This is a genomic window from Nocardioides panacihumi (assembly GCF_039530925.1).
In the GTDB taxonomy this organism is placed as follows: Bacteria; Actinomycetota; Actinomycetes; order Propionibacteriales; family Nocardioidaceae; genus Nocardioides; species Nocardioides panacihumi.
In genome coordinates this window covers 513,867-534,828 of the sequence record NZ_BAAAPB010000004.1, presented here as the reverse complement: position 1 = coordinate 534,828, position 20,962 = coordinate 513,867, and the positions used below count along the sequence as shown (strand labels likewise).

The following is a 20,962-nucleotide window of genomic DNA, read 5'->3' as shown; positions in this document are numbered from 1 at the left end:
GCTAGCGAACGGCTCCTCCGCGAGCGGGCTCAGCCCTTGAGCCCGTAGTCCTTGAGCAGGCTGCGGCCGATGATCATCTTCTGGATGTCGCTGGTGCCCTCGCCGATGAGCATGAACGCGGTCTCGCGGTACAGCCGCTCGATCTCGTACTCCTTGGAGTAGCCGTAGCCGCCGTGGATGCGGAAGGAGTCCTCCACGACCTCGTTGGCGTACTCGCTGGCGACCATCTTGGCCATCCCGGCCTCGACGTCCATCCGCTGGCCGGTGTCCTTCAGGCGCGCCGCGCGGACCATCATCGTGTGGCTGGTCTCGACCTTGGTCGCCATCTCCGCGATCCGGAACAGGATCGCCTGGTGCTCCACGATCGGCTTGCCGAACGTCTTGCGCTGCTGGGCGTAGGCGACACCGAGCTCGAACGCGCGGATCTGCAGGCCACACGCGCGGGCGGCCACGTTGACCCGGCCCACCTCGACACCGTCCATCATCTGGAAGAAGCCCTTGCCCGGCTCCCCGCCCAGGATCTGGTCGGCACCGATGCGGTGGTCCTCGAGGATGAGCTCGGTGGTCTCGACGCCCTTGTAGCCCATCTTGTCGAGCTTGCCGGGCACGGTGACGCCCGGCGCGGTCTCGCCGAAGCCGGGCTCCTTCTCCACCAGGAACGTCGTCATCTGCTTGTAGACCGAGTCATTCCCACTCTGTCCATCCTCTGGGCCGGTCTTGGTCAGCAGGGCGACCAGCGTCGAGGTGGCGCCGTTGGTCAGCCACATCTTCTGCCCGGTGATGGAGTACGAGCCGTCCTCGAGCTTCGTGGCCTTGGTCGAGACCGCCGACACGTCCGAGCCCAGACCCGGCTCCGACATCGAGAACGCACCCCGGACCTCACCGGTCGCCATCCGCGGCAGGTACTTCTGCTTCTGCTCATCCGTCCCGTGCTGCATCAGCAGGTACGCCACGATGAAGTGCGTGTTGATCACACCCGAGACGCTCATCCAGCCGCGGGCGATCTCCTCGACCACCAGCGCGTACGTCAGCAGCGACTCGCCCAGGCCACCGAACTCCTCGGGAATCGTCAGACCGAAGACGCCCAGCTCCTTGAGCCCCTCGATGATCTCGGTGGGGTAGGTGTCGGAGTGCTCCAGCTCCTGCGCCACCGGGATGATCTTGTCCTCGACGAACTGGTGGATCGTCTTGAGGATCTCGTCCTGCACATCGGTGAGACCTTCGGTCTGGGCAAGGCGACCCATGATGCTCCTCAGCGTTCGGCGGTCGGACCCGGCCGAGGCTACCGGTCGGTAGCGGTCGGTGGCGTGTGGCGTCCTTCACACGGAGACGGTCCCGGTGCCGGACCGTGCCGTCATGCCCGTTCGGAGGATTCCGGCGGGGCATGGCCGCTCGACTAGGATCACACCTCGGCTCCGGCGTGTCAGCGGGAGCAGGGGAGGTCAGCAGGTGGGTCGGCGAGAAGGCGCACGCCGAGCGTCGCACGCTGCCCGCGGACACTCGCACCACCACCCCCACGCGACACACGAGGCGGCTCGACGCCGCCGCTCGCGCACCGCCACCGAACGGTTCAGCCGCCGGTTTCGCGCCGCGGCAGTGGCCGTCGCACTGCTCGCCGTCGGAGTCGTCGTCGGGGTCAACCTCGGCGTCCAGGACGGCGCGCTCTCCCTCCTCGACGCCGGCTCGCAACCGGCGAAGGAGCAGACGCACGGCCCAGCCTCCGGACCCGGCACCACCGGGTCGGCCGGCACCACTGGGTCGGCCGGGGCGACTGGGGCGACCGAGGCCACCTCGGCCGCGGCGCTCCCGCAGTCGGTCGTGCCCGCGGTCCACTTCAAGGACCGCATCCTGACGCTGCCCGAGATGAAGGCGAAGTTCGCGAAGCAGGGCCTGCACCTCGTCGAGGCCGATCCGACGGAGCCGACCACGTTCACGATCTCCTCGATGAACGTCCTCGGCTCGAGCCACACCGGCAAGTCGGGCGCCGCCGCCGGCCCCGCCCGCGCAGCCCGGGCGGGGGCGCTCGTACGCCGCAAGGGCGTCAGCGTCGTCGGCCTGCAGGAGTTCCAGTCCAACCAGGTCGGCGCGTTCCTGTCCGGAGCAGGCGGCTTCGACGTCTACCCGGGCACCAGCCAGGGCAGCCTGAACGGCGAGAACTCCATCGCCTGGGACCCGAGCGACTGGTCGCTCGTCGAGGGCCGGACGGTCTCGATCCCGTACTTCTTCGGCAAGCCCCGCCAGATGCCGTACGTGCTGCTGCGCAACCTGCACACCACCCGGCTGGCGTGGTTCTCCAACTTCCACAACCCCGCCGACGTGTTCGGCTGCAAGTGCGGCGGACACCGGGCCGCGGCGACCGAGCGCGAGATCGCGCTGGCCAGGCAGCTGACCGCCGGCGGGACGCCGATGTTCACCACCGGCGACATGAACGACCGCGGCAGCTACGCGTGCCGGTACGCCACCTCGGGGCTGCACTCCGCGGACGGCGTACGCCGGGTCGGCAGCTCGTGCCACCTGCCCGGCAACGAGTGGATCGACTGGATCTGGGGCTCGTCCCAGGTCACGTTCGCCGACTACAACCGCGACTACGTGACCCGCAACGGGCCGCGCATCTCCGACCACCCCATCATCACGGCAAGCGCGACGATCGCGCCGGCTGCGGAGCAGTGCAAGAGCTACACCCGGCACGGGGACAAGTACTGGTTCTGCCCCGACCCTCCTGCCTAGGCCAGGCGGCCCGGCGAGCCCGGCAGCTCAGGGCAGCATCGCGGTGACCGAGTTGACCGGGTGGTCCGAGGCCGCGTCGACGAGTGCGCTGTCGTCGCTCAGGTAGCCGGAGAAGGCGACGCCCCTGGTCGCCAGGATCCAGTCGATCGGCGTCGGCCGCGGCGGCTGGCAGCCTGCCGCCCCGCTGCCGCCGCCGGCAGCGAAGACGACCCGCAGGGCACTCGTCATGTCGCAGTAGAAGGCACCCTTGGAGTTCATGTCGCCGACGAGGAAGACGGGCGTCCCGTCCGCGCTGAGCTGCTTGATCGCGGCGATCTCACGGGCGACCGACTGGTTGCGCCAGCGGTCGTTGTTGCCGCCGCAGACGGCGCAGCCCGTGGCCGGGTTGTGCACGTTGATGACCCAGAACGTGTCCTCGGTCCCGCGCAGCCGCAGCCGCACGGCCGGCGTGTGGATGACCTGCCCGTGGAAGTAGGGGTACGTCACCGTGCTGGCCTGCACCAGCTCCAGCGTCTGGGCGCGCCAGGCGATCGTCTGGCGGCCGTCGGCCTGCCCGCTGCCCGGGCGCGGGAACATGCCCCACGCCGGACCCATGAGGCGTGCGAACTCGGATGCCTGCGGCGGCTCGAACTCCTGGAATCCCACGACGTCGACGGCATGGTTGGCGAGCACCCGCACGGCGTACCCCATCCGCTTCTGGTACGGCGTCTTGATGAACGAGTCGCCGCCCTTGCGGGTGTGCGAGGCGCCGAGGACGTTGAACGTCGCGATCCGGAAGATCGACGGGGCCGCCGCGAGGGACTGCGCCGACTGGGCGAGGCCGGACGCCTCCGACCCCGGCTGCGGTACGACGGCTCCGCCGCTGCCCGGCGACGCGGGGCCGGTCGTCGACGCGGTGGGCTGGCCGGTCGTCGGGCCGGGTGTCGGGCTCGGGCCGAGCGAGGAGTCCGTGACCGGGCCGCCCGTCCGGTGCGCGGACGGCGCGGCGCGGTCCTCTCCGGGCTTGCCCTTGACCTGCAGCACGACCAGTCCCGCGATGACGGCCGCGATCGCCCCGAGGACGAGGACGTCGAGGATCACCGGACGCGAGGGGCGCAGCACTGCCTCATTGTCACCGATCGACGGTCGTGGAGCGATCAGGGGTGCTCGGCGCGCTTGTTCCACCCACCTCGGGCAGCCGGACACGCCCACGCATGATCGCAACGTCTCCGTCACCGGCGTGATCCGGACCGCTAGCGTTCACCTGTGAGCACCACCCCGTCCCGCGTCTTCCTCGCCCGCCTCGCCGGGCTGCCGATCTTCGACCCCCAGGGCGATCAGGTCGGCAAGGTGCGCGACGTGGTGGTCACGCTGCGCGCCGAGCGGAGCCAGCCGCGTGTGCTCGGGCTCGTCGCCGAGGTGTTCGGGCGCCGGCGGGTCTTCCTCCCGATGACGCGCGTGACCAACGTCGACGCCGGGCAGGTCTACACGACCGGCCTGCTCAACATGCGCCGCTTCGAGCAGCGCTCCACCGAGACGCTCGTGATCGGACAGATGCTCGACCGGCAGGTCACCATCAGCAGCACCGGCGTCACGGGCACCGTCTACGACGTCGCGATGGAGCAGGCCCGCAACCGGGACTGGGTGCTCTCCCGCGTCGCCGTCCAGGAGCAGGCGTCGAAGGGGCGGGCGGCGCTGCGCCGCCGTGGCCCGACCCACATCGCCGAGTGGAACGACGTCGTCGGGCTGACCCGGCGCTCCCCCACGCAGGGGGCCACCCACCTGCTGCACGCGATCAACGAGATGCGCCCGGCCGATGCCGCTCACATGATCCACGACCTCCCGCCGGAGCGCCGCCGCCAGGTCGTCGCCGGACTCGACGACGAGCGCCTCGCCGAGGTGCTCGAGGAGCTGCCCGAGGACGACCAGGTCGAGATCCTCGAGCACCTCGACTCCGAGCGCGCCGCTGACGTCCTCGAGGAGATGTCGCCCGAGGACGCGGCCGACCTCATCGCCGACCTCCCGCCGGAGACGGCTGCCACGCTCCTCGAGCTGATGGAGCCCGAGGAGGCCGAGGACGTCAGGCGGCTGATGTCCTACGCGGAGAACACCGCCGGCGCGATGATGACGCCCGAGCCGGTGATCCTCGGCCCCGACGCGACCATCGCCGATGCGCTCGCGCACGTGCGCAACCCGGAGCTCACCCCCGCGGCCGCGGCTCTCGTCTACGTCTGCCGGCCGCCGCTGGAGACCCCGACCGGCAAGTTCCTCGGCGTCGCCCACATCCAGCGACTGCTGCGCGAGCCACCGTCGAGCCTGGTGGCGGGCGCGCTGGACAGCGAGCTGGAGTCGCTGCGCCCCGACAACACCCTGGACGAGGTCGCGGCCCACCTCGCGACGTACAACCTCGTGGCGGCGCCCGTCGTCGACGAGGGCGGCCACCTTGTCGGCGCCGTCACCGTCGACGACCTGCTCGACCACCTGCTCCCGGAGAACTGGCGCGACCGGGCGGTGCGGCATGCCTGAGCCCCGTCCCGAGCCGCGCGTGCGGCTCGACACCCCGCGCGACGTCCGCCGACCGCTCGTCCGGCGCCCGAGCGTCAGCCCCGATGCGTTCGGACGCTTCGCGGAGAAGTTCGCGCGCTACATGGGCACCGCACGGTTCCTGCTGTGGATGACGGCCTTCGTCATCATCTGGGTCGTCTACAACCTGACCCCGGGGCACTTCGACGCCTACCCGTTCATCTTCCTGACCCTGATGCTGAGCCTCCAGGCGTCGTACGCCGCCCCGCTGATCCTGCTCGCGCAGAACCGGCAGGAGGACCGCGACCGCGTGATCGCGGACCAGGACCGCCGGGTCAACGCGCAGGCCCAGGCGGACATGGAGTTCCTCGCCCGCGAGGTCGCCTCGCTGCGGATGGCGCTCGGCGAGGTCGCGACCCGCGACTACCTGCGCTCGGAGCTGCGGGCACTGCTGCAGGAGCTCGACGAGCGACGTGACGGAGCCGACGACGCCGGTGCCGAGACTGACGCGGAGCGGGAAACGCCCACCACGTAGGCTTGGGCCTCGTGAGCAGCACCCTTCTCGACCGCATCAGCGCCGCCCTGGCGACCGTCAACGATCCTGAGATCAAGCGCCCCATCACCGAGCTCGGCATGGTCGACACCGTCACGGTGGATGACGCGGGCGTCGTCCACGCCAAGGTCCTGCTCACCGTCGCCGGATGTCCGCTCAAGGACACGATCAACCGTGACGTCACCGCCGCGCTGGACAAGGTCGAGGGCGTCACCGGCGTCGACCTCGAGCTGGGCGTGATGACGGCCGAGCAGCGCGGCGCGATGCGCGACTCGCTCTCCGGCGGAGCGGCGCAGAGGGAGATCCCGTTCGCCAAGCCCGGGTCGCTGACGAAGGTCTTCGCGATCGCGTCCGGCAAGGGCGGTGTCGGCAAGTCGACGGTCACCGTCAACCTCGCCGTCGCGATGGCGGCGGAGGGGCTCAAGGTCGGCCTCGTCGACGCCGACGTCTACGGCCACTCGGTGCCCGCCATGCTCGGCGTCGCCGACTCGCGGCCGACCCAGGTCGACGACCTGATCATGCCCGTGCCGACGGCCTCGGGCGTGTCCGTCATCTCCATCGGCATGCTCAAGCCGCGTCGCGACCAGGTCGTCGCGTGGCGCGGCCCGATGCTCGACCGGGCGCTCGTGCAGATGCTCGCCGACGTCTACTGGGGCGACCTGGACGTGCTGCTGCTCGACCTGCCTCCCGGCACCGGCGACATCGCCATCTCGCTCGGCCAGCACCTGCCGAACGCCGAGATCCTCGTCGTCACCACTCCGCAGGAGGCCGCGGCCGAGGTCGCCGAGCGGGCGGGCACGATGGCCGAGATGATGCACCAGCGCGTCGTCGGCGTCGTCGAGAACATGTCCTACCTCGTCTGCCCGCACTGCGGTCCCGAGCACAAGATCGAGGTCTTCGGATCCGGCGGCGGCGCCCGCGTCGCCGACACGCTGTCGAAGCGGTTCGGCACGCAGGTGCCGCTGCTCGGCCAGATCCCGCTCGAGCCGTCGCTGCGAGAGGGCGGCGACGCCGGCAAGCCTGTCGTCGAGTCCGACCCGACAGCCGCCGCGGCCGCGGAGCTCATCGGCGTGGCACAGCGGCTCAGCGGTCGCTCGCGAGGTTTGGCAGGAATGCAGCTGGGGCTCACGCCGACGAGTAAGTTCTAGCCTGTGTTCGGAATCGGGCTGCCTGAGCTGGCGGTCATCGCGATCGTGGCGATCTTCGTCTTCGGGCCGGAGCGGCTGCCCGAGTTCGCGCGCCAGGCCGGCCAGTTCGTCCGGCGCGCCAAGCAGTTCGCCGAGGGCGCTCGCGACCAGCTGCGCGACGAGCTCGGGCCGGAGTACGCCGACCTGGAGCTGCGCGACCTCGACCCGCGCGTCTTCGTCCGCAAGCAGATCGACGCCGCCCTCGCCGAGGCCGACGCTGTCGACGTCGCCGCCGCGCGGGCGAGCGCGCGTCAGCAGCAGCTGCGCGACGGCGAGCGACCACCGTACGACGCCGACGCGACCTGACCTCCGAGGTGCCGGGGCCTAGCCTCGGCTCTGCACTGCCGCCAGGGTTCCGAACGGGACCAGCACGATCTGGCCGGCCTCCCCGGTCGCGACCTCGACGAAGTCGGCACCCACTCGCCGTGCCACGCCCTCGTGCCTGCTGCCGTCCGCGACGTGGAAGACACACCGTTCGCCGGCGTCGGCGAGCCCGCGCAGCGCCGACCCGAGCCCCAGCTTCGCGACCACCGGCCAGGCGACGGCAGGCACGGCCCTCTCGCTCGCACCACGCACGGCGGTGACGGCCGGCTCCCTGATCACCCAGTCCTGGCTGGGGCCACGCAGCAGCAGCCAGCCGGTGGCGACGCGCTCCAGAACGCCGGACACAGCGCCGATGCCGTTGACCTCGAGGGTGAGCCCGCGGCCCACCGACGCCATCAACCGGGCGGCCAGGGTGACCTCCTGGTACTCGGCGCGCCTGCGGTCCGCGAGCTCGGCCTCACGCTCCAGCGCGAAGGACGCCGCCGCCTGGCTCTCGAGGTCGTCGAAGAGCTCGAACAGATCGTTCTCCCAGGTCACGGGGTCAGCGTGCCATGCCCGTCGAGCGCGTGGAAGAACCGCCACTGCCCGACGACGCCGACCAGTCGGTAGCGAGCGTCGAGCACCTGCTGGGCGCTCGTGGCGTCCACGCCCCACGTGTCGAGGCTGGCGCCCGAGACGACCACCCAGGTCGGGTGGTGCGGCCCGCTGAGGACGCCCGTGAGCTCGGTCAGCTTCGGGTCGCGCACCCGCACGGGGAGGCTCCAGATGTACTCGTACGGGCTGTGCAGCCCCGCCTTCTGCAGGATCGAGGGGACGCCGAACGCGACGAGCCCGGTGTCGCCCGGACGCGCGTGGGCCGCGACGTAGTCGGCGGCCCGCTCGTCCTCCGACACCGAGCCGGTCGTCATCGGATGCGCGGCGGCGCTCAGCAGTCCGCTCACGGTCGCGCAGACGAGCACCAGTGCCACCGCCGCCTGGAGGCCGGGTCGGTGCCGGGCGATCGCCGCGACGACGAGGACCAGCCCGGGGACGAGGCCGACGAGGTAGTGCCACCAGTAGCTCCCGCCGCCGGCGACGCCGAACACCTCCCACAGGCACACCGCTGCGGCCACCAGCGGCAGGCAGCCGCGCTCGCGCGCACGACGGGCCGGCACCAGCGGCAGGAGGAACAGCAGGGGCGCCCCGCTCAGCACGAACGCGCGCAGCATGCCGTGGAGCCGACTGCTGGCCGACGAGGGCTCGGCGGCGGAGATGACGGCCGCCGCCTGGAACCTGAACGCCACGACGGCGTCCCAGAGCTCCCGCGGCTCGGTCCCGCGCAGCTCCGCCCACACGAGGAGCGCGGCGATCGCAGCAGCGCCGCCGGCCACGGCCGCGAGAGCGCCGTACGCCGCCCGCCGGACGCCCTGCACCCGCAGCTGCCAAGCCAGGGCGATCACGCCGGCGACCACGACGTCGGCCATGTTCTGCTTCACCGCCATGGCGCAGACCGCGAGCACGCCCGCCGCCGCCCACCAGGCGGTGGTTCGTCCGGCGACCGCCAGGAACACCGCCAGCAGGCCGCCGAGCACGAAGGGGGACGCCAGCAGCTCGCCGTTGACCTCACGTGTGCCGAAGAGAGGCGTCGACAGGAAGACCGCCGCGGTCGCCGCGGTGAGTGTCGGCGCCCAACGACGACCCGGCGCGGCGACGCGTCCGATGGCTCCGGCCAGCACCACCGAGGCCGCGACGGCGACCATCCCCAGCACGCGGAGCCCGACGGCGCCGCCCAGCTGGTCGGCCAGTCCGAAGAGCCCGATCAGCAGCGGTGGCCGGTCCACCCAGTAGTCACCGTAGACAGACGACCCGGGCGCCCACTGGGCGGCGAGCAGGAGGAACCCACCTTCGTCGGGCGAGAGTGGGCGCGCCAGCAGGGGCAGCCGGACGGCCGCGGCCAGCACGGCAAGCACGAGCGGGAGGTAGGGACTGGTCCGCCGCCGGACCCGGTCCGCGTCGCGAGCCGGCACCTCCCTGCGTCGCATGGTTCCGACCGTACGTCGACGCGCATGAACGGAACCTGAACCCGATGCCGCTTCGGACCGACGGATCCCGTCGCATCCACAGGCGGCGGCGCGGGCGGTTGACACCGGGTGACGGTCCGCCTTCAATGGCAAACACAAGCAAACGCAAGGATCTCGGGGGGACTTTCCATGCGACTGCTGCGCTGTTGCGTTGTCATGCTCGCTGCCACGGCCATTGCCGCCGTGGCCATGCGGCTCCTGGTGCCGAGTGTCGCGACTCAGGGACCCGGCTTCGAGGGCGAGCTCGTCAGAGGCTGTGCGCTCGCCGCCGCCGCCTGCACGGCCTGGGGTTGGTTGAGCGCCGTGGCCGTGGTCGTCGAGGCACTGTGTCTCGGCATCCGAGCGGGACCGCGGTCGACGCCGGGCGTCCCCGCCGCCTATCGCAGGCTCGTGCTCGCCGCCTGCGGGGTCGCGCTCTCGACCGCAGCCGCGCCGGCGCTCGCGACGCCGGGTGCCGACCCGGTGCAGAGCATGCCGGTCACGGTCGCGGGACTGCCGTTCCCTGCGCGAGCGATGGACCTGCCGGCGCAGACGCACCACGTGGTCGCCGTACGTCCCGGCGACTCGCTGTGGGCGATCACGGCACAGCGGCTCGCCGCGGGTGCGAGCGATCGGGAGATCTCGGAGGGCTGGCAGGAGCTGTACGCGCGCAACAAGGCCGTCATCGGGGACGACCCCGCCCTCATCCGACCAGGGCAGCAGCTGGTGCTGCCCCACCATCTCGAGGAGCCGTCATGACCGAACCGTCCAACAGCACCGTGGTCGGGATCGCGCCGCCAGCTCCCATCGCGTGCGTGCAGGGGACGCTCGCACTCGCGATCCAGCCGCGTCAGGACCCGCCCGCGGTGCGGGTGGCGACACCCGCGGGCGGCGCCGACGTCGTGAGCATCGCGCGGCGGGCACGCCGCGAGCTGGAGGCATGGTCGTGCCGTTTCGCCCAGGCCGCGGTCGAGATCGTCGGCGGCGACAGGCCCGCGACCCAGCTGCTGCGCTGGACCTCACCGGAGGTGTACGCCGACCTCAATCGCCGCGCACAGCTCGTCGCCCGCGCCGGCGGCCACCAGCCGGGTCATGCACGAGTGCAGCCCGTCCGACCGCGCGTGGTCGGCGTACGCACCTGCTTCGTCGACAGGGGCGTCGTCGAGGCCGGTCTGCACATCCGCTACGGGCAGCGATCCCGCGCCGTCGCGGCCCGCTTCGAGCGCCGCAGCGATCGTTGGGTCTGCACCGCCCTCGAGTTCGCCTGACCGCCGAGACGTCAATCCGTGGGGTCCGAGACGTCAATCCGTCTCGTCCGGCAACGGCACCGCCGTTGCCGACGGAGACGGATTGACGTCTCGGACCCCACGGATTGACGTCTCGGCGCCTTCAAAGGGTCAGCCGTTGACGCGGGTGGTGAGACCCGTGGGCCCTCCCGGACGGCCGTGGCACTGCTTGAACTTCTTGCCGGAGCCACACGGGCACAGCTCGTTGCGGCCGACGCCGGCGTACGGGTCGGCGGCGTTGCTCGCCGGGGCGGCCTTGACCGCCTGGCCGCCCTGCTCGTCCGGAGCCGAGTAGGAGAGGTGCTGTGGGGTCGTCGGAGCCTGGAGGCCCTTCGCCTTGATCTGGGGCGACGCGGCCTTGAGGGCTGCGGCGATGTCCGAGAGGTTCGCGCCGTCGGCACCGACCTGGACGGGCGGCTCCGCGAGCGCACCCTCGTGCATCGGGCCGGCGTGGCGGGTGCCGTCCGGGTGGTAGTGGAACACCTCCTCTTCCTCCTCGACCTGGACCTCCAGGTTGAAGAGGAACCCGACGGCCTCCTCCTTGATGGAGTCCATCATGGCGCCGAACATCTCGAAGCCCTCGCGCTGGTACTCCACGAGCGGGTCGCGCTGGCTGTAGGCCCGGAGGTAGATGCCCTCGCGCAGGTAGTCCATCTCGTAGAGGTGCTCACGCCACTTGCGGTCGAGCACGGAGAGCAGCACGCGGCGCTCCAGCTCGCGCATGACCTCTTCACCGACCTCCGCCTCGCGCACGTCGTACGCCGCCTGCGCGTCCTGGCGAAGAGCCTCGATCAGCTCGTCGCGGTCGAGGTGGGCCTTGCCGCCGGCCTCCTCGGCCAGCTGCTCGTGGTCCACGCCGACCGGCCAGAGCTGCTTGAGGTCGGTCCAGAGCTGCTCGAGGTCCCACTCCTCCGCGAACTCCTGGGTGCGTGCGCCGACGACGCCAGCGACGACGTCGTCGATGAAGCCGCGCACCTGCTCCTCGATGTCGGCTCCCTCGAGCACCTCACGGCGCTCGGCATAGACCACCTTGCGCTGGCGGTCCATCACGTCGTCGTACTTGAGGATGTTCTTGCGGGACTCGAAGTTCTGCGACTCGACCTGGCCCTGGGCGTTGGCGATCGCGTTGGTGACGTTCTTCGCCTCGATCGGGACGTCGTCGGGGACCCGCAGCACGCGCAGCACCCGGTCGACCCAGTCGGACTTGAACAGGCGCATGAGCTCGTCCTGCAGCGACAGGTAGAACCGCGACTCACCGGGGTCGCCCTGACGGCCGGATCGACCGCGCAGCTGGTTGTCGATGCGTCGCGACTCGTGACGCTCGGTGCCGACGACGTACAGCCCGCCGAGCTCCTTGACATCGTCGTGCTCGGCGGCGACGCGCCCCTTGATGGCCTCGACCATGCCCGGCCACGCCTGGTCGTAGGCCTCGGCGGTCTCGCCCGCCGGCTCCAGACCCTGCTTGCGCAGCTCCTGGTCGGCGAGGAACTCGACCGAGCCACCGAGCATGATGTCGGTGCCTCGACCTGCCATGTTCGTGGCGACCGTGACCGCGCCCTTGTGACCGGCGAGCGCGACGATCTTCGCCTCGTCCGCGTGCACCTTGGCGTTGAGGACCGTGTGCGGGATGCCCTTCTTCTTCATCAGGGCGGAGAGGTACTCCGACTTCTCGACCGACACCGTGCCGACGAGGATCGGCTGGCCCTTGGCGTGCCGCTCGGCGATGTCGTCGACCACTGCCTCGTACTTCGCCTCCTCGGTGCGGTAGACGAGGTCGGCCTGGTCCATGCGGATCATCGGCTTGTTCGTCGGGATCGGGACGACGCCGAGCTTGTAGATCTTGTCGAACTCGCTGGCCTCGGTCATCGCCGTGCCGGTCATGCCGGAGAGCTTGTCGTACATGCGGAAGTAGTTCTGCAGGGTGACGGTGGCGAGGGTCTGGTACTCCTCCTTGACCTCCACGCCCTCCTTCGCCTCGATGGCCTGGTGGAGACCGTCGTTGTAGCGGCGACCGGCCAGGATGCGGCCGGTGTGCTCGTCGACGATGAGCACCTCGCCGTTGATGACGACGTACTCCTTGTCCTTGTGGAAGAGCTCCTTGGCCTTGATCGCGTTGTTCATGAACGAGATCAGCGGAGTGTTGACCGAGTCGTAGAGGTTGTCGATGCCGAGGTGGTCCTCGACCTTGGTGATGCCGCCCTCGAGGACGGAGATGGTGCGCTTCTTCTCGTCGACCTCGTAGTCGACGTCGCGCTCCATCTTGGCGACGATCTTGGCGAACTCGTCGTACCACTTCACGTCGTCGTCGGTGGGGCCGCTGATGATCAGCGGCGTGCGCGCCTCGTCGATGAGGATCGAGTCGACCTCGTCGACGACCGCGTAGAAGTGGCCGCGCTGCACGCAGTCCTCGATCGAGGACGCCATGTTGTCGCGCAGGTAGTCGAAGCCGAGCTCGTTGTTGGTCGAGTAGGTGATGTCGGCGTTGTAGGCCGCGCGGCGCTCGTCCGGCGTCATCTCCGGCAGGATCACGCCCACCGTCAGCCCGAGGAAGTGGTGGATGCGGCCCATCATCTCGGACTGGTACTGCGCCAGGTAGTCGTTGACCGTGACGACGTGGACGCCCTTCCCTGCGAGCGCGTTGAGGTACGCCGGCAGCGTCGAGACCAGGGTCTTGCCCTCACCGGTCTTCATCTCGGCGATGTTGCCGAGGTGGAGCGCCGCGCCGCCCATGATCTGAACGTCGTAGTGCCGCTGGCCGAGGACGCGCTTGGCCGCCTCGCGGACGGCGGCGAACGCCTCGGGCATGAGGTCGTCGAGGGTCTCGCCGTCGGCGAGCCGCTGCTTGAACTCAGCCGTCAGCCCCTGCAGCTCGGCGTCGCTCATCTTGACGAAGTCGTCCTCGATGGCGTTGACGGCCTTGGCGATCGCTTCGAGCTGGCGGAGGATCTTGCCCTCGCCGATGCGGAGAAGCTTGTCGAGAATGGCCACGGTGGTTCGACTCCTAGCAGAGGTTCCCGGGCGATCCGGGCGAAGACATGTTGCAGGCGGTGAAACTCTACCTGCGGGAACCGAGCAAGACCTCAGCAGCCAGCGATCCGCTCAGATCACCGCGTGGCTCGACGACGATCTCGTCGAGCCCGAGCCAGCCGGCGAGCCGTCCGAGCTCCGCGGCGAGCTCCCCCGCCGTCTCGGGCGGCGCGGCCGGCTCGGCGTACGCCGCCTTGGCGACCAGCCGCCCCGAGCGCCGGTCCGCCTTGAGGTCGACGCGCGCCACGATCCGGTCGCCAAGCAGGAACGGCAGGACGTAGTAGCCGTGCACCCGCTTGTCGGCGGGCACGTAGATCTCGATGCGGTAGAAGAAGTCGAAGAGCGCCTCGGTGCGCGCCCGCTCCCACACCACGGGGTCGAACGGGCTGAGCAACGCCCTGGCTCGGATCCGGCGAGGCAGCCGGGCGTCCCGATGCAGGTACGCCGCCCGGCGCCATCCGTCGACCGACACCGGCTGGAGCTCCCCCGTCTCGACCAGGGTCGCCACCGCCCGAGCCGTGTCCGGAGGAGACATCCGATAGTAGTCGCGCAGGTCCTGCACCGTGGCGACCCCGTGGCTGCGGGCCGCCCGCCGGACCAGCTCGAGGTGAGCCTCGTCCGACGTCGGCGTCGGGAGCGCGAGCACCGACGGTGGGATGACCCGCTCGGGCAGGTCGTAGCGGATCTCGAACTGTCCGTTGCGGCCGGCGATCGCCAGCTCGCCGCAGGTGTAGAGGTAGTCGAGCACCCGGCGGCTGTTCGACCAGTTCCAGCCCCAGTGCTCCTTCTGCCGGGGCAGCCCGTCGTCGAGCTCGCGCGCGGTCGAGGCGCCGCGCTCGCGGATCTCGGCGAGCAGGCTCTGCTCGAGGCCGGGCTCCGCCTCGACGATCGACCACTTGCCGCGCTTGCCGCGGTAGTGGTCCATCCGGTGCTGCATCACCGGCCACAGCTCGACCGGCATGAAGGCCTGGACGTGCGCCCAGTACTCCACGATCCGGCGCGGGCGCGTCTCGCTCGCGCGGCGCAGCAGGTCGACGTCGTACGGACCCATGCGCGAGTAGAGCGGCATGTAGTGCGCCCGCTGCAGGACGTTGACGCTGTCGACCTGCAACACACCGGTGCGGTCCAGCGTGCGCTGGAACGTCCGCATGGTCGGGCTCTCGTGCACCGTGTCCGCGAAGCCCTGCGCGGCCAGTGCGATCCGACGTGCCTGCGGCAGGGACAACGACTCCACGCGGGAGACCCTAGGCCCGGCCTCCGACAGTGCTACGGCAGATCCAGGAGCTTCTCGCGGACGGCGTACATGACCGCCTCCATTCGCGAGTGCAGCTGCAGCTTCTCGAGGATGTTGCGGACGTGGTTCTTGACCGTGTTCTCCGAGATGAACAGGTGCTTCGCGATCTCACGGTTGTTGAGGCCCTTGGCGACGAAGCGGAGCACCTCGAGCTCCCGCTCCGTGAGCCTGAGGCCGGGCACGTGGTCACGCTCGGGCCGCGACATCTGCTTGAACTCGTCGATCAGCTTGACCGCCATCGACGGGCTGATCAGCGACTGGCCGTCGGCGACGACGCGGACCGCCTGCGCGACCTCCTCGATCGAGGAGTCCTTGAGCAGGTAGCCCGAGGCGCCCGACTTGACCGCCTCGTAGAGGTCGGCCTCCTCGTCGGAGACGGTGAGCATGATGATCTTCGCGGACGGCACCGCCTGCTTGATCGAGGCGCACGCCTCGATGCCGGTGCGCTTGGGCATCCGGATGTCGAGCAGCACCACGTCGGGGGCAACCGCGGACGCGAGGGCGGTCCCCTCGTCGCCGTCGCCGGCCTCGCCGGTGACCTCGATGCCGGGCTCAGCGGTGAGCAGCATGGTCAGACCGCGGCGGAACAGCTCCTGGTCATCGACGACGAGCACGCGGATGGGCTCGCTCTCGGACGGACTCTTAGCAGCGGACACGGGTAGATCATGGCACGTCCGGGTCACCGTTGCCCTGCCGACGGGGTGATGTCGAACGGGCCGGGATGGTCCAAGTGGACCATCCCGGCCCGGTCAGGGCGGTCGCAGGACGTCAGTCGTCGCCGAGGTCGAGCCCGATCACGCCGTAGTCGTAGCCGCGGCGGCGGTAGACGACAGACGGACGCTTGGTGTCCTTGTCCACGAAGAGGAAGAAGTCGTGGCCGACGAGCTCCATCTCGTAGAGCGCCTGGTCGAGGGTGATCGGCGAGGCGGCGTGGACCTTCTCGCGGACGACCAGTGGACCGTCGCCGGTCACCGTGATCGGCCCGACCTGGCGCTCCACGGCGCGCTCGTCGGACGACTCGCCCCCGGCCTCCGGCTCGTCGACCGGCAGATCGGCGAAGGCCTGCCCGACGGACACGGGCGTACGCCGGCCGCGGTGGACCCGCCGACGGTCTGCCGCCCGCCGCATCTGCGAGGCCATCTTGTCGAGCGCGAGATCGAGCGCCCCCATCTTGTCCTCAGCACACGCCTCGGCGCGTATCACCGGCCCCTTCGAGAACGCGGTCAGCTGGACGTGGATCGCGCCCTTGTGCTGCCGCGGATTGGGTTCGCAGTCGACCTCCACGTGCACCCGCATGATGCGGTGGTCATGCTTCTCCAGCCTGCCGAGCTTCTCGGTGGCGTGGGTGCGGAACCTGTCGGAGACCTCGCAGTTGCGTCCGGTGACAACAACTTCCATGGGTGGTTACCTCCCGTGCTTTTAGAGGGGCATTTCGGGGAGTGTTCTCCGGTCTCCCGGCGCGTGCCTGACGAGCCGGCGACTCACCGGCGACCCTGGTTCCGAGCGGTCGTCGAGAGATACCGACCCAGCCACGTGCGCGTCGGGGGGCCGGGGAGGAGTCCGCCCGGCCGACCTGGTCTTCGTCCCCACAATCGCCTGCTGAGGGCTCGCGGCTCGGTGCCACTCCACCTTCTCCCGAGGCCGTGCCGCATCTGACGGCAGACCCGGGGCAGGACTTATGTCTAAGCCGCACCGTGATCCCCGATCGCTCGGGTTACGTGGGCCGCTTCGCCTGCGACTGGCATCGGCTAGTCGTTCAGGCGCCCGGTGCCCGGACGTCTGGACGACGCAACCACGGACCCGGACGGACTCCATACAGAGACGTTAGACCCCTGCCCCTGACGGGCCAAGGGCGGGGCGTGAAGACTTCCCTGAAATGCACTCGGGCCCCCTCCCGAGCCGACGTCGCGTCGCCGCCACCGCCGCCACCGCGAGCACCTCGAGACCCACGCACTGCAGGGCTCGTTGCGCCTCTCGGGCCGTCGCGCCGGTGGTGATCACGTCGTCGCAGATGACGACGCGAGCCCTCGGCAGTCGTCTCGCCAGTTGGACCAGTCCGCCGGCAGGACAGGTCATCGAGCCCGCGAGATTGGCCACCCGGTCGGTCGCCGTGAGGCCCGCCTGGTCACGCAGCCCGGGCCGCGTCCGCAGGAGCCGGACGGCGGTCACGTCCATCCCGGCGGCACGGAGGTCACGGGCCGCGACCGCCGTCACGTCGTACGTCGCGTCGAGTGCGCGCTGCCGGACGCTGCTCGGACGCGACGGCACCGGGACGAGCGCGACCGGACCGTCGACGGCCGTGAGGGCTGCACCGACCGCGGCGCCGAGGAGGCTCCCGAGCGGTCGGCGCAGCGCCAGCAGGCGGTGCTCCTTGAGGCCGAGCACGAGTTGCTGAACGGTCCCCTCATAGGGTCCGGCCGCGAAAGGGGGCACGAGGCCGGGCGGGGTCGGCGACGGCCAGGCCTGCCGAGCGGCGCGCGGGAGCGCCGACTCGCAGGGCCGGCAGAGCAGGCGACCAGGCCGGGCACACCCGACGCAGGTCGCCCCGAGGAGCAGGTCGGCCCAGGCGTCGCGGAGGCTGGTCGGCACGGCACCATCCGACATGCGGGCGCGGGACCGAGCAAGGCCGCGACCAGGCGGCTGTGGAAGGCGCTCTCAACCCACGAAGCCGAGGGAGGTGACCGGCCCGTCCAGCACCGAGTCGCGGGTGTCTCCGGTGAGGCCGCGCATCTGGGTGCCGAAGACGCCGTACGCCCCCTGCCCGTTGACGGGCGAGCTCAGCACCGCGTCGACGCTGTCGGCGACGACGATCGGCTGGGCCGGGAACGCCGCGCTCGACCCGTCGACCGCGGTTGGGCGCAGCTGGGTCGCGCCGGAGAGACGGTGCAGCAGGAGGACCGTCGTCGGCGAGTCCCAGGCGATGTCCTTGATCCGCGTCGGCGAGCTCTCGGCAGGTGAGATCTGGACCGCCGCGCTCGCCGCGACGACACGCCCCTCGTCGTCGCTGCGCAGACGGCTGACGACGAGCCGGTCGCCGGTCTCGTCGCGCCGTACCGCGACGATGCGGGTGCCGTCGCGCGAGACGAGGAACCGGACGATGTCAGCGCCGGTCATGCCGGGCACCTCGACAGGGCGGGGCGCGCCGTCGCCCTCGACGTACGAGATCCGGGCGCCTGCGGGCGTGCGGTCGACGAGCCACAGGCGACCCGCGATGTCCCACGCGGGCCGCAGCAGGTCCCGCCCCCGGGCGACCGTCGTCGCCGTCGCGCCTTCGCGCACGTCGGCCACCTGGACGGCGGTGCCGGCCGCCGTCACCCCCGCCGCCCGCTCGCCGTCGAGGTCGACGGCGACGGCCCGCAGCCCCGCGGGCCGCGTGCCGAACACGCCGGAGACCGGGGTGAGGGTGGGCGGCTGGCCCGAGACCAGGCGGCCGTGTGCGTCGAGGCCGAACATCTGCGCGCTGGTCTGGTAGCCGGCCGGGTCGTACTCGGGTCCGTCCGAGACGCTGAACTCGGCTCGACCGCCCGGCAGCTGCACGGGGCGTCCGCCGATGGAGAGCCTGATCGAGGTCACGGACGGGTCCTGCCGCAAGGTCCATCCGAGCTGCGCCGTGAGCAGGGTGAGCGCCTGAGGCGTCGGCTGCGCCGGCTGGTCCGGCCCCGCGGTCAGCGCGATCTCGGCGGTGCCGTGCGCGTTGACGGGGACCGAGAGACCCTCCCCGACGCCGGGCGGCAGGAAGCTCCTGACGACGCCGGAGAGCTCGGGCGGCGGACCCGCGACCAGGTCTCGCACGAGCGTCGTGGCCAGCTGGTTGCCACGCGGGACGAACACCGGCTCGGGCACCAGCGCCCGACCGGTGGCGTCGAAGAAGTAGAGCGAGAGCTGCACGAAGCGGGCCTCGAACCAGGAGATCGGCACGACCAGGGCGTCGGGAGCGGACGCGATCCTCCACTGCCCGTTCTCGCGCGCGACCCGGAACGCCATCCGGCGGTCGGGGGCGGCAAGCGCACCCCGCCAGGCGCCACGCGCATCGAGGCGATAGGCCTGGGTCAGGTCCACGCTGACACCGGTCGCGCCGCCGCGCGGCACGCCCTTCTCCCCGTAGACGACCGTCGACCGAGCGGGGTCCCACGACGTCCGCGCACCCTTGGTCAGGAACTGCTGCGCGGAGCGGGTCTGCGTCGGTGTGGCGAGCATGGCGTCCAGGAAGCCCTGCACGATCTCGGTCGGCGAGGCGCCGGGCTGCGGCGGCCGAGGATCGATCGAGATCCCGGGCACGCGAGTCGTCTGAGGATCCGGACCGGCCTCGATGACGTCCCCGCTCACGGGCATGCCGACGCCGCAGCCGGTGAGTGCGGACAGGATCGCCGACGCGGCGAGGACTGAGAACAGGCGGCGGTTCATGACACACGCTCCCCGGCGTCCGTCGGCACGAGCGGCAGCGGGCTGTGGTGAAGCGGCCCCCCGACCCGGCGCGGCAGGGTGAGGCGGAACTGGGCGCCGCCGCCGGGACGGCCCCAGGCCTGCAGCCAGCCGCCGTGCAGGTGGGTGTCCTCCAGCGAGATCGCGAGGCCGAGACCGGTGCCACCGCTGGAGCGGTCACGGGCCGGGTCGGCGCGCCAGAATCGGTTGAAGACCATCGCCGACTCCCCCGGCGCCAGGCCGACGCCGTAGTCGCGCACCGCGACAGCGGCCGCCTGATCGTCGGCGTCGACGCTGACCACGATGGCAGGCACCCCGGGTGTCGGCGGCGCGGCGGCGTGGTCGATCGCGTTGGCCACCAGGTTGCGCAGGATCCGCTCGACCCGACGTACGTCGGCCTCGGCCAGGCAGGGCCGGTCCGGAGCCCGTACGGCGACCTCGACCCCGCGCTTGCGGGCCAGCGGCTGCGCGGCGTCCACGACGCGGTGGACGACGTCGACGAGGTTGACGTCGTCGGTCTCCAGCACGGCCGCGCCCGCGTCGAAGCGGCTGATCTCGAGCAGGTCGACGAGGAGCCGCTCGAACCGGTCCAGCTCGGTCTGCAGAAGCTCCGCGGCACGGGATGCGGCCGGGTCGAAGCGCCCGCGTGCGTCGTGGAGCACGTCGCCGGCCATCCGGACCGTCGTGAGAGGCGTGCGCAGCTCGTGGGAGACGTCGGAGGTGAAGCGACGCTGCACCCGGCTGAGCTCCTCGAGCTGCCGGATCTGGCGCTGGAGGTTGCTGGCCATCTGGTTGAACGAGATCGCGAGCCGGGCGAGGTCGTCCTCGCCGTGGACGCGGAGGCGCTCCTGCAGCTGGCCCGCGGCGAGCCGCTCGGCGACCTGGCGGGCGAGTCGGATGGGAGTGACCACCTGGCGCGTGACCAGCCAGGTGACGCCTGCGACGAGCAGGAGCAGCAACGCACCGGCGGCGAGCAGGGCCCGGGTGACGAGGCCGAGCGTCTCCTGCTCCTCGTTGAGCGGGTAGAGGAAGTAGAGGACGTAGGTCAGGCCGTCGGCGGGGAGCTCGACCTGGGAGCCGACCACGATCCCCGGCACCGACGTCACGGTGTCCCCGTCGGTGGAGCGGATCGTCGTGTAGGTCCAGGCGGTGCCGTCCCGGCGGGCGAAGTGGTCCTCGAGCCTGACGGGCACGCTCGCGGTGTCGAGGCCCGGGGAGAACTCGGCGCCGCCGTCGGCGATCCGTCCGCCCGGGTTCTCGCCGTCACGGTTGATCGGCCCGGCCATCACGACGTCGAAGCCACGGGTGGCCCCGCGCTGGATGATCGGCTCGACCAGGTCGCGTTGCTGTCCCGAGGCGTCGACGTCGACCGACGACGCGGCGGAGAGTCGGTCGCGGGCGTCGGCGACCTCCGTCGCGGACTCCGCGAGCACCGCATCGACGCGGTGCTGGAGCAGACCGTCGCGGACCTGCTGGAGGAGCAGCCACCCGACGGCGGAGACGGCGAGTGCCGAGAGCAGCACGGTCGTCACCACGACGCGGGCCTGGATCGACCGGCGCCACACCGTCAGGACGCGCCTCAGCACTTGGTGGTCCCTCGC

Annotated in this window: 18 protein-coding genes; 7 read left to right on the top strand and 11 right to left on the bottom strand. The window is 71.2% G+C overall.

Annotation, left to right across the window (positions count from 1 at the left end):
* Window positions 1-29: 29 nt before the first annotated feature.
* Window positions 30-1,244, bottom strand: coding sequence for an acyl-CoA dehydrogenase family protein (locus ABD205_RS18660; protein ID WP_344047435.1), 1,215 nt, complete (start codon window positions 1,242-1,244; stop codon window positions 30-32).
* A 352-nt stretch (window positions 1,245-1,596) separates the two neighbouring features.
* On the opposite strand from ABD205_RS18660, the gene ABD205_RS18655 reads away from it, so the two are divergent.
* Window positions 1,597-2,727, top strand: a complete 1,131-nt coding sequence (locus tag ABD205_RS18655) for an exonuclease/endonuclease/phosphatase family protein (RefSeq protein WP_344047433.1) — start codon at window positions 1,597-1,599, stop codon at window positions 2,725-2,727.
* 27 nt (window positions 2,728-2,754) lie between these two features.
* Here the strand turns inward: ABD205_RS18655 and ABD205_RS18650 are convergent, their stop codons facing one another.
* Window positions 2,755-3,828 (bottom strand): endonuclease/exonuclease/phosphatase family protein, encoded by a 1,074-nt coding sequence (locus ABD205_RS18650; protein ID WP_344047431.1) that lies wholly within the window; start codon window positions 3,826-3,828, stop codon window positions 2,755-2,757.
* A gap of 144 nt (window positions 3,829-3,972) precedes the next feature.
* On the opposite strand from ABD205_RS18650, the gene ABD205_RS18645 reads away from it, so the two are divergent.
* Genes ABD205_RS18645 through ABD205_RS18630 form a run of 4 tightly spaced genes read left to right on the top strand, consistent with a single transcriptional unit; the run spans window position 3,973 to window position 7,275 of the window.
* On the top strand, window positions 3,973-5,232 hold the full coding sequence (locus ABD205_RS18645) for a magnesium transporter MgtE N-terminal domain-containing protein (protein ID WP_344047429.1): 1,260 nt from the start codon (window positions 3,973-3,975) through the stop codon (window positions 5,230-5,232).
* Window positions 5,225-5,764, top strand: coding sequence for a DUF1003 domain-containing protein (locus tag ABD205_RS18640; protein WP_344047427.1), 540 nt, complete (start codon window positions 5,225-5,227; stop codon window positions 5,762-5,764). Before ABD205_RS18645 ends, ABD205_RS18640 begins: the two co-directional genes overlap by 8 nt.
* A gap of 11 nt (window positions 5,765-5,775) precedes the next feature.
* Entirely contained in the window at window positions 5,776-6,930 is a 1,155-nt protein-coding gene (locus ABD205_RS18635; protein WP_344047425.1) for an Mrp/NBP35 family ATP-binding protein, read from the top strand.
* 3 nt (window positions 6,931-6,933) lie between these two features.
* Complete coding sequence (locus ABD205_RS18630; RefSeq protein ID WP_344047423.1) at window positions 6,934-7,275, top strand: sec-independent translocase; 342 nt, start codon at window positions 6,934-6,936, stop codon at window positions 7,273-7,275.
* Window positions 7,276-7,293: 18 nt separating this feature from the next.
* Here ABD205_RS18630 and ABD205_RS18625 read toward each other — a convergent pair whose 3' ends face one another.
* Together ABD205_RS18625 and ABD205_RS18620 are read right to left on the bottom strand one after the other, a co-directional pair.
* The gene (locus tag ABD205_RS18625; RefSeq protein WP_344047421.1) at window positions 7,294-7,830 is read right to left on the bottom strand and encodes a hypothetical protein; all 537 of its coding nucleotides are present in this window, start codon (window positions 7,828-7,830) and stop codon (window positions 7,294-7,296) included.
* Window positions 7,827-9,314 carry a hypothetical protein gene (locus tag ABD205_RS18620; protein WP_344047419.1) on the bottom strand — a complete coding sequence of 496 codons (1,488 nt, stop codon included), beginning with the start codon at window positions 9,312-9,314 and terminating at the stop codon, window positions 7,827-7,829. The genes ABD205_RS18625 and ABD205_RS18620 overlap by 4 nt, the downstream gene beginning before the upstream one ends.
* A 195-nt stretch (window positions 9,315-9,509) precedes the next feature.
* Here ABD205_RS18620 and ABD205_RS18615 point away from each other — a divergent pair, with 195 nt between their 5' ends.
* Window positions 9,510-10,091, top strand: coding sequence for a LysM peptidoglycan-binding domain-containing protein (locus tag ABD205_RS18615; RefSeq protein ID WP_344047417.1), 582 nt, complete (start codon window positions 9,510-9,512; stop codon window positions 10,089-10,091).
* Window positions 10,088-10,600 carry an Rv3235 family protein gene (locus ABD205_RS18610; RefSeq protein WP_344047415.1) on the top strand — a complete coding sequence of 171 codons (513 nt, stop codon included), beginning with the start codon at window positions 10,088-10,090 and terminating at the stop codon, window positions 10,598-10,600. Before ABD205_RS18615 ends, ABD205_RS18610 begins: the two co-directional genes overlap by 4 nt.
* A gap of 129 nt (window positions 10,601-10,729) precedes the next feature.
* Here the strand turns inward: ABD205_RS18610 and secA are convergent, their stop codons facing one another.
* The 7 genes from secA to mtrB form a co-directional block, all read right to left on the bottom strand.
* Entirely contained in the window at window positions 10,730-13,606 is a 2,877-nt protein-coding gene (secA, locus tag ABD205_RS18605; RefSeq protein WP_344047413.1) for a preprotein translocase subunit SecA, read from the bottom strand.
* 67 nt (window positions 13,607-13,673) lie between these two features.
* On the bottom strand, window positions 13,674-14,879 hold the full coding sequence (locus ABD205_RS18600) for a winged helix-turn-helix domain-containing protein (RefSeq protein WP_344047411.1): 1,206 nt from the start codon (window positions 14,877-14,879) through the stop codon (window positions 13,674-13,676).
* A gap of 32 nt (window positions 14,880-14,911) precedes the next feature.
* Window positions 14,912-15,595 carry a response regulator gene (locus ABD205_RS18595; protein WP_344047409.1) on the bottom strand — a complete coding sequence of 228 codons (684 nt, stop codon included), beginning with the start codon at window positions 15,593-15,595 and terminating at the stop codon, window positions 14,912-14,914.
* A gap of 112 nt (window positions 15,596-15,707) precedes the next feature.
* The gene (hpf, locus tag ABD205_RS18590) at window positions 15,708-16,337 is read right to left on the bottom strand and encodes a ribosome hibernation-promoting factor, HPF/YfiA family (RefSeq protein WP_344047407.1); all 630 of its coding nucleotides are present in this window, start codon (window positions 16,335-16,337) and stop codon (window positions 15,708-15,710) included.
* Window positions 16,338-16,763: 426 nt separating this feature from the next.
* Window positions 16,764-17,528 carry a ComF family protein gene (locus ABD205_RS18585; RefSeq protein WP_344047405.1) on the bottom strand — a complete coding sequence of 255 codons (765 nt, stop codon included), beginning with the start codon at window positions 17,526-17,528 and terminating at the stop codon, window positions 16,764-16,766.
* Between the two features lie 66 nt (window positions 17,529-17,594).
* Window positions 17,595-19,343, bottom strand: coding sequence for an LpqB family beta-propeller domain-containing protein (locus ABD205_RS18580; protein WP_344047403.1), 1,749 nt, complete (start codon window positions 19,341-19,343; stop codon window positions 17,595-17,597).
* A complete protein-coding gene (gene mtrB / locus ABD205_RS18575) occupies window positions 19,340-20,947 on the bottom strand; it encodes an MtrAB system histidine kinase MtrB (protein ID WP_344047401.1) in 1,608 nt (535 codons plus the stop codon). The genes ABD205_RS18580 and mtrB overlap by 4 nt, the downstream gene beginning before the upstream one ends.
* Window positions 20,948-20,962 lie beyond the last annotated feature (15 nt).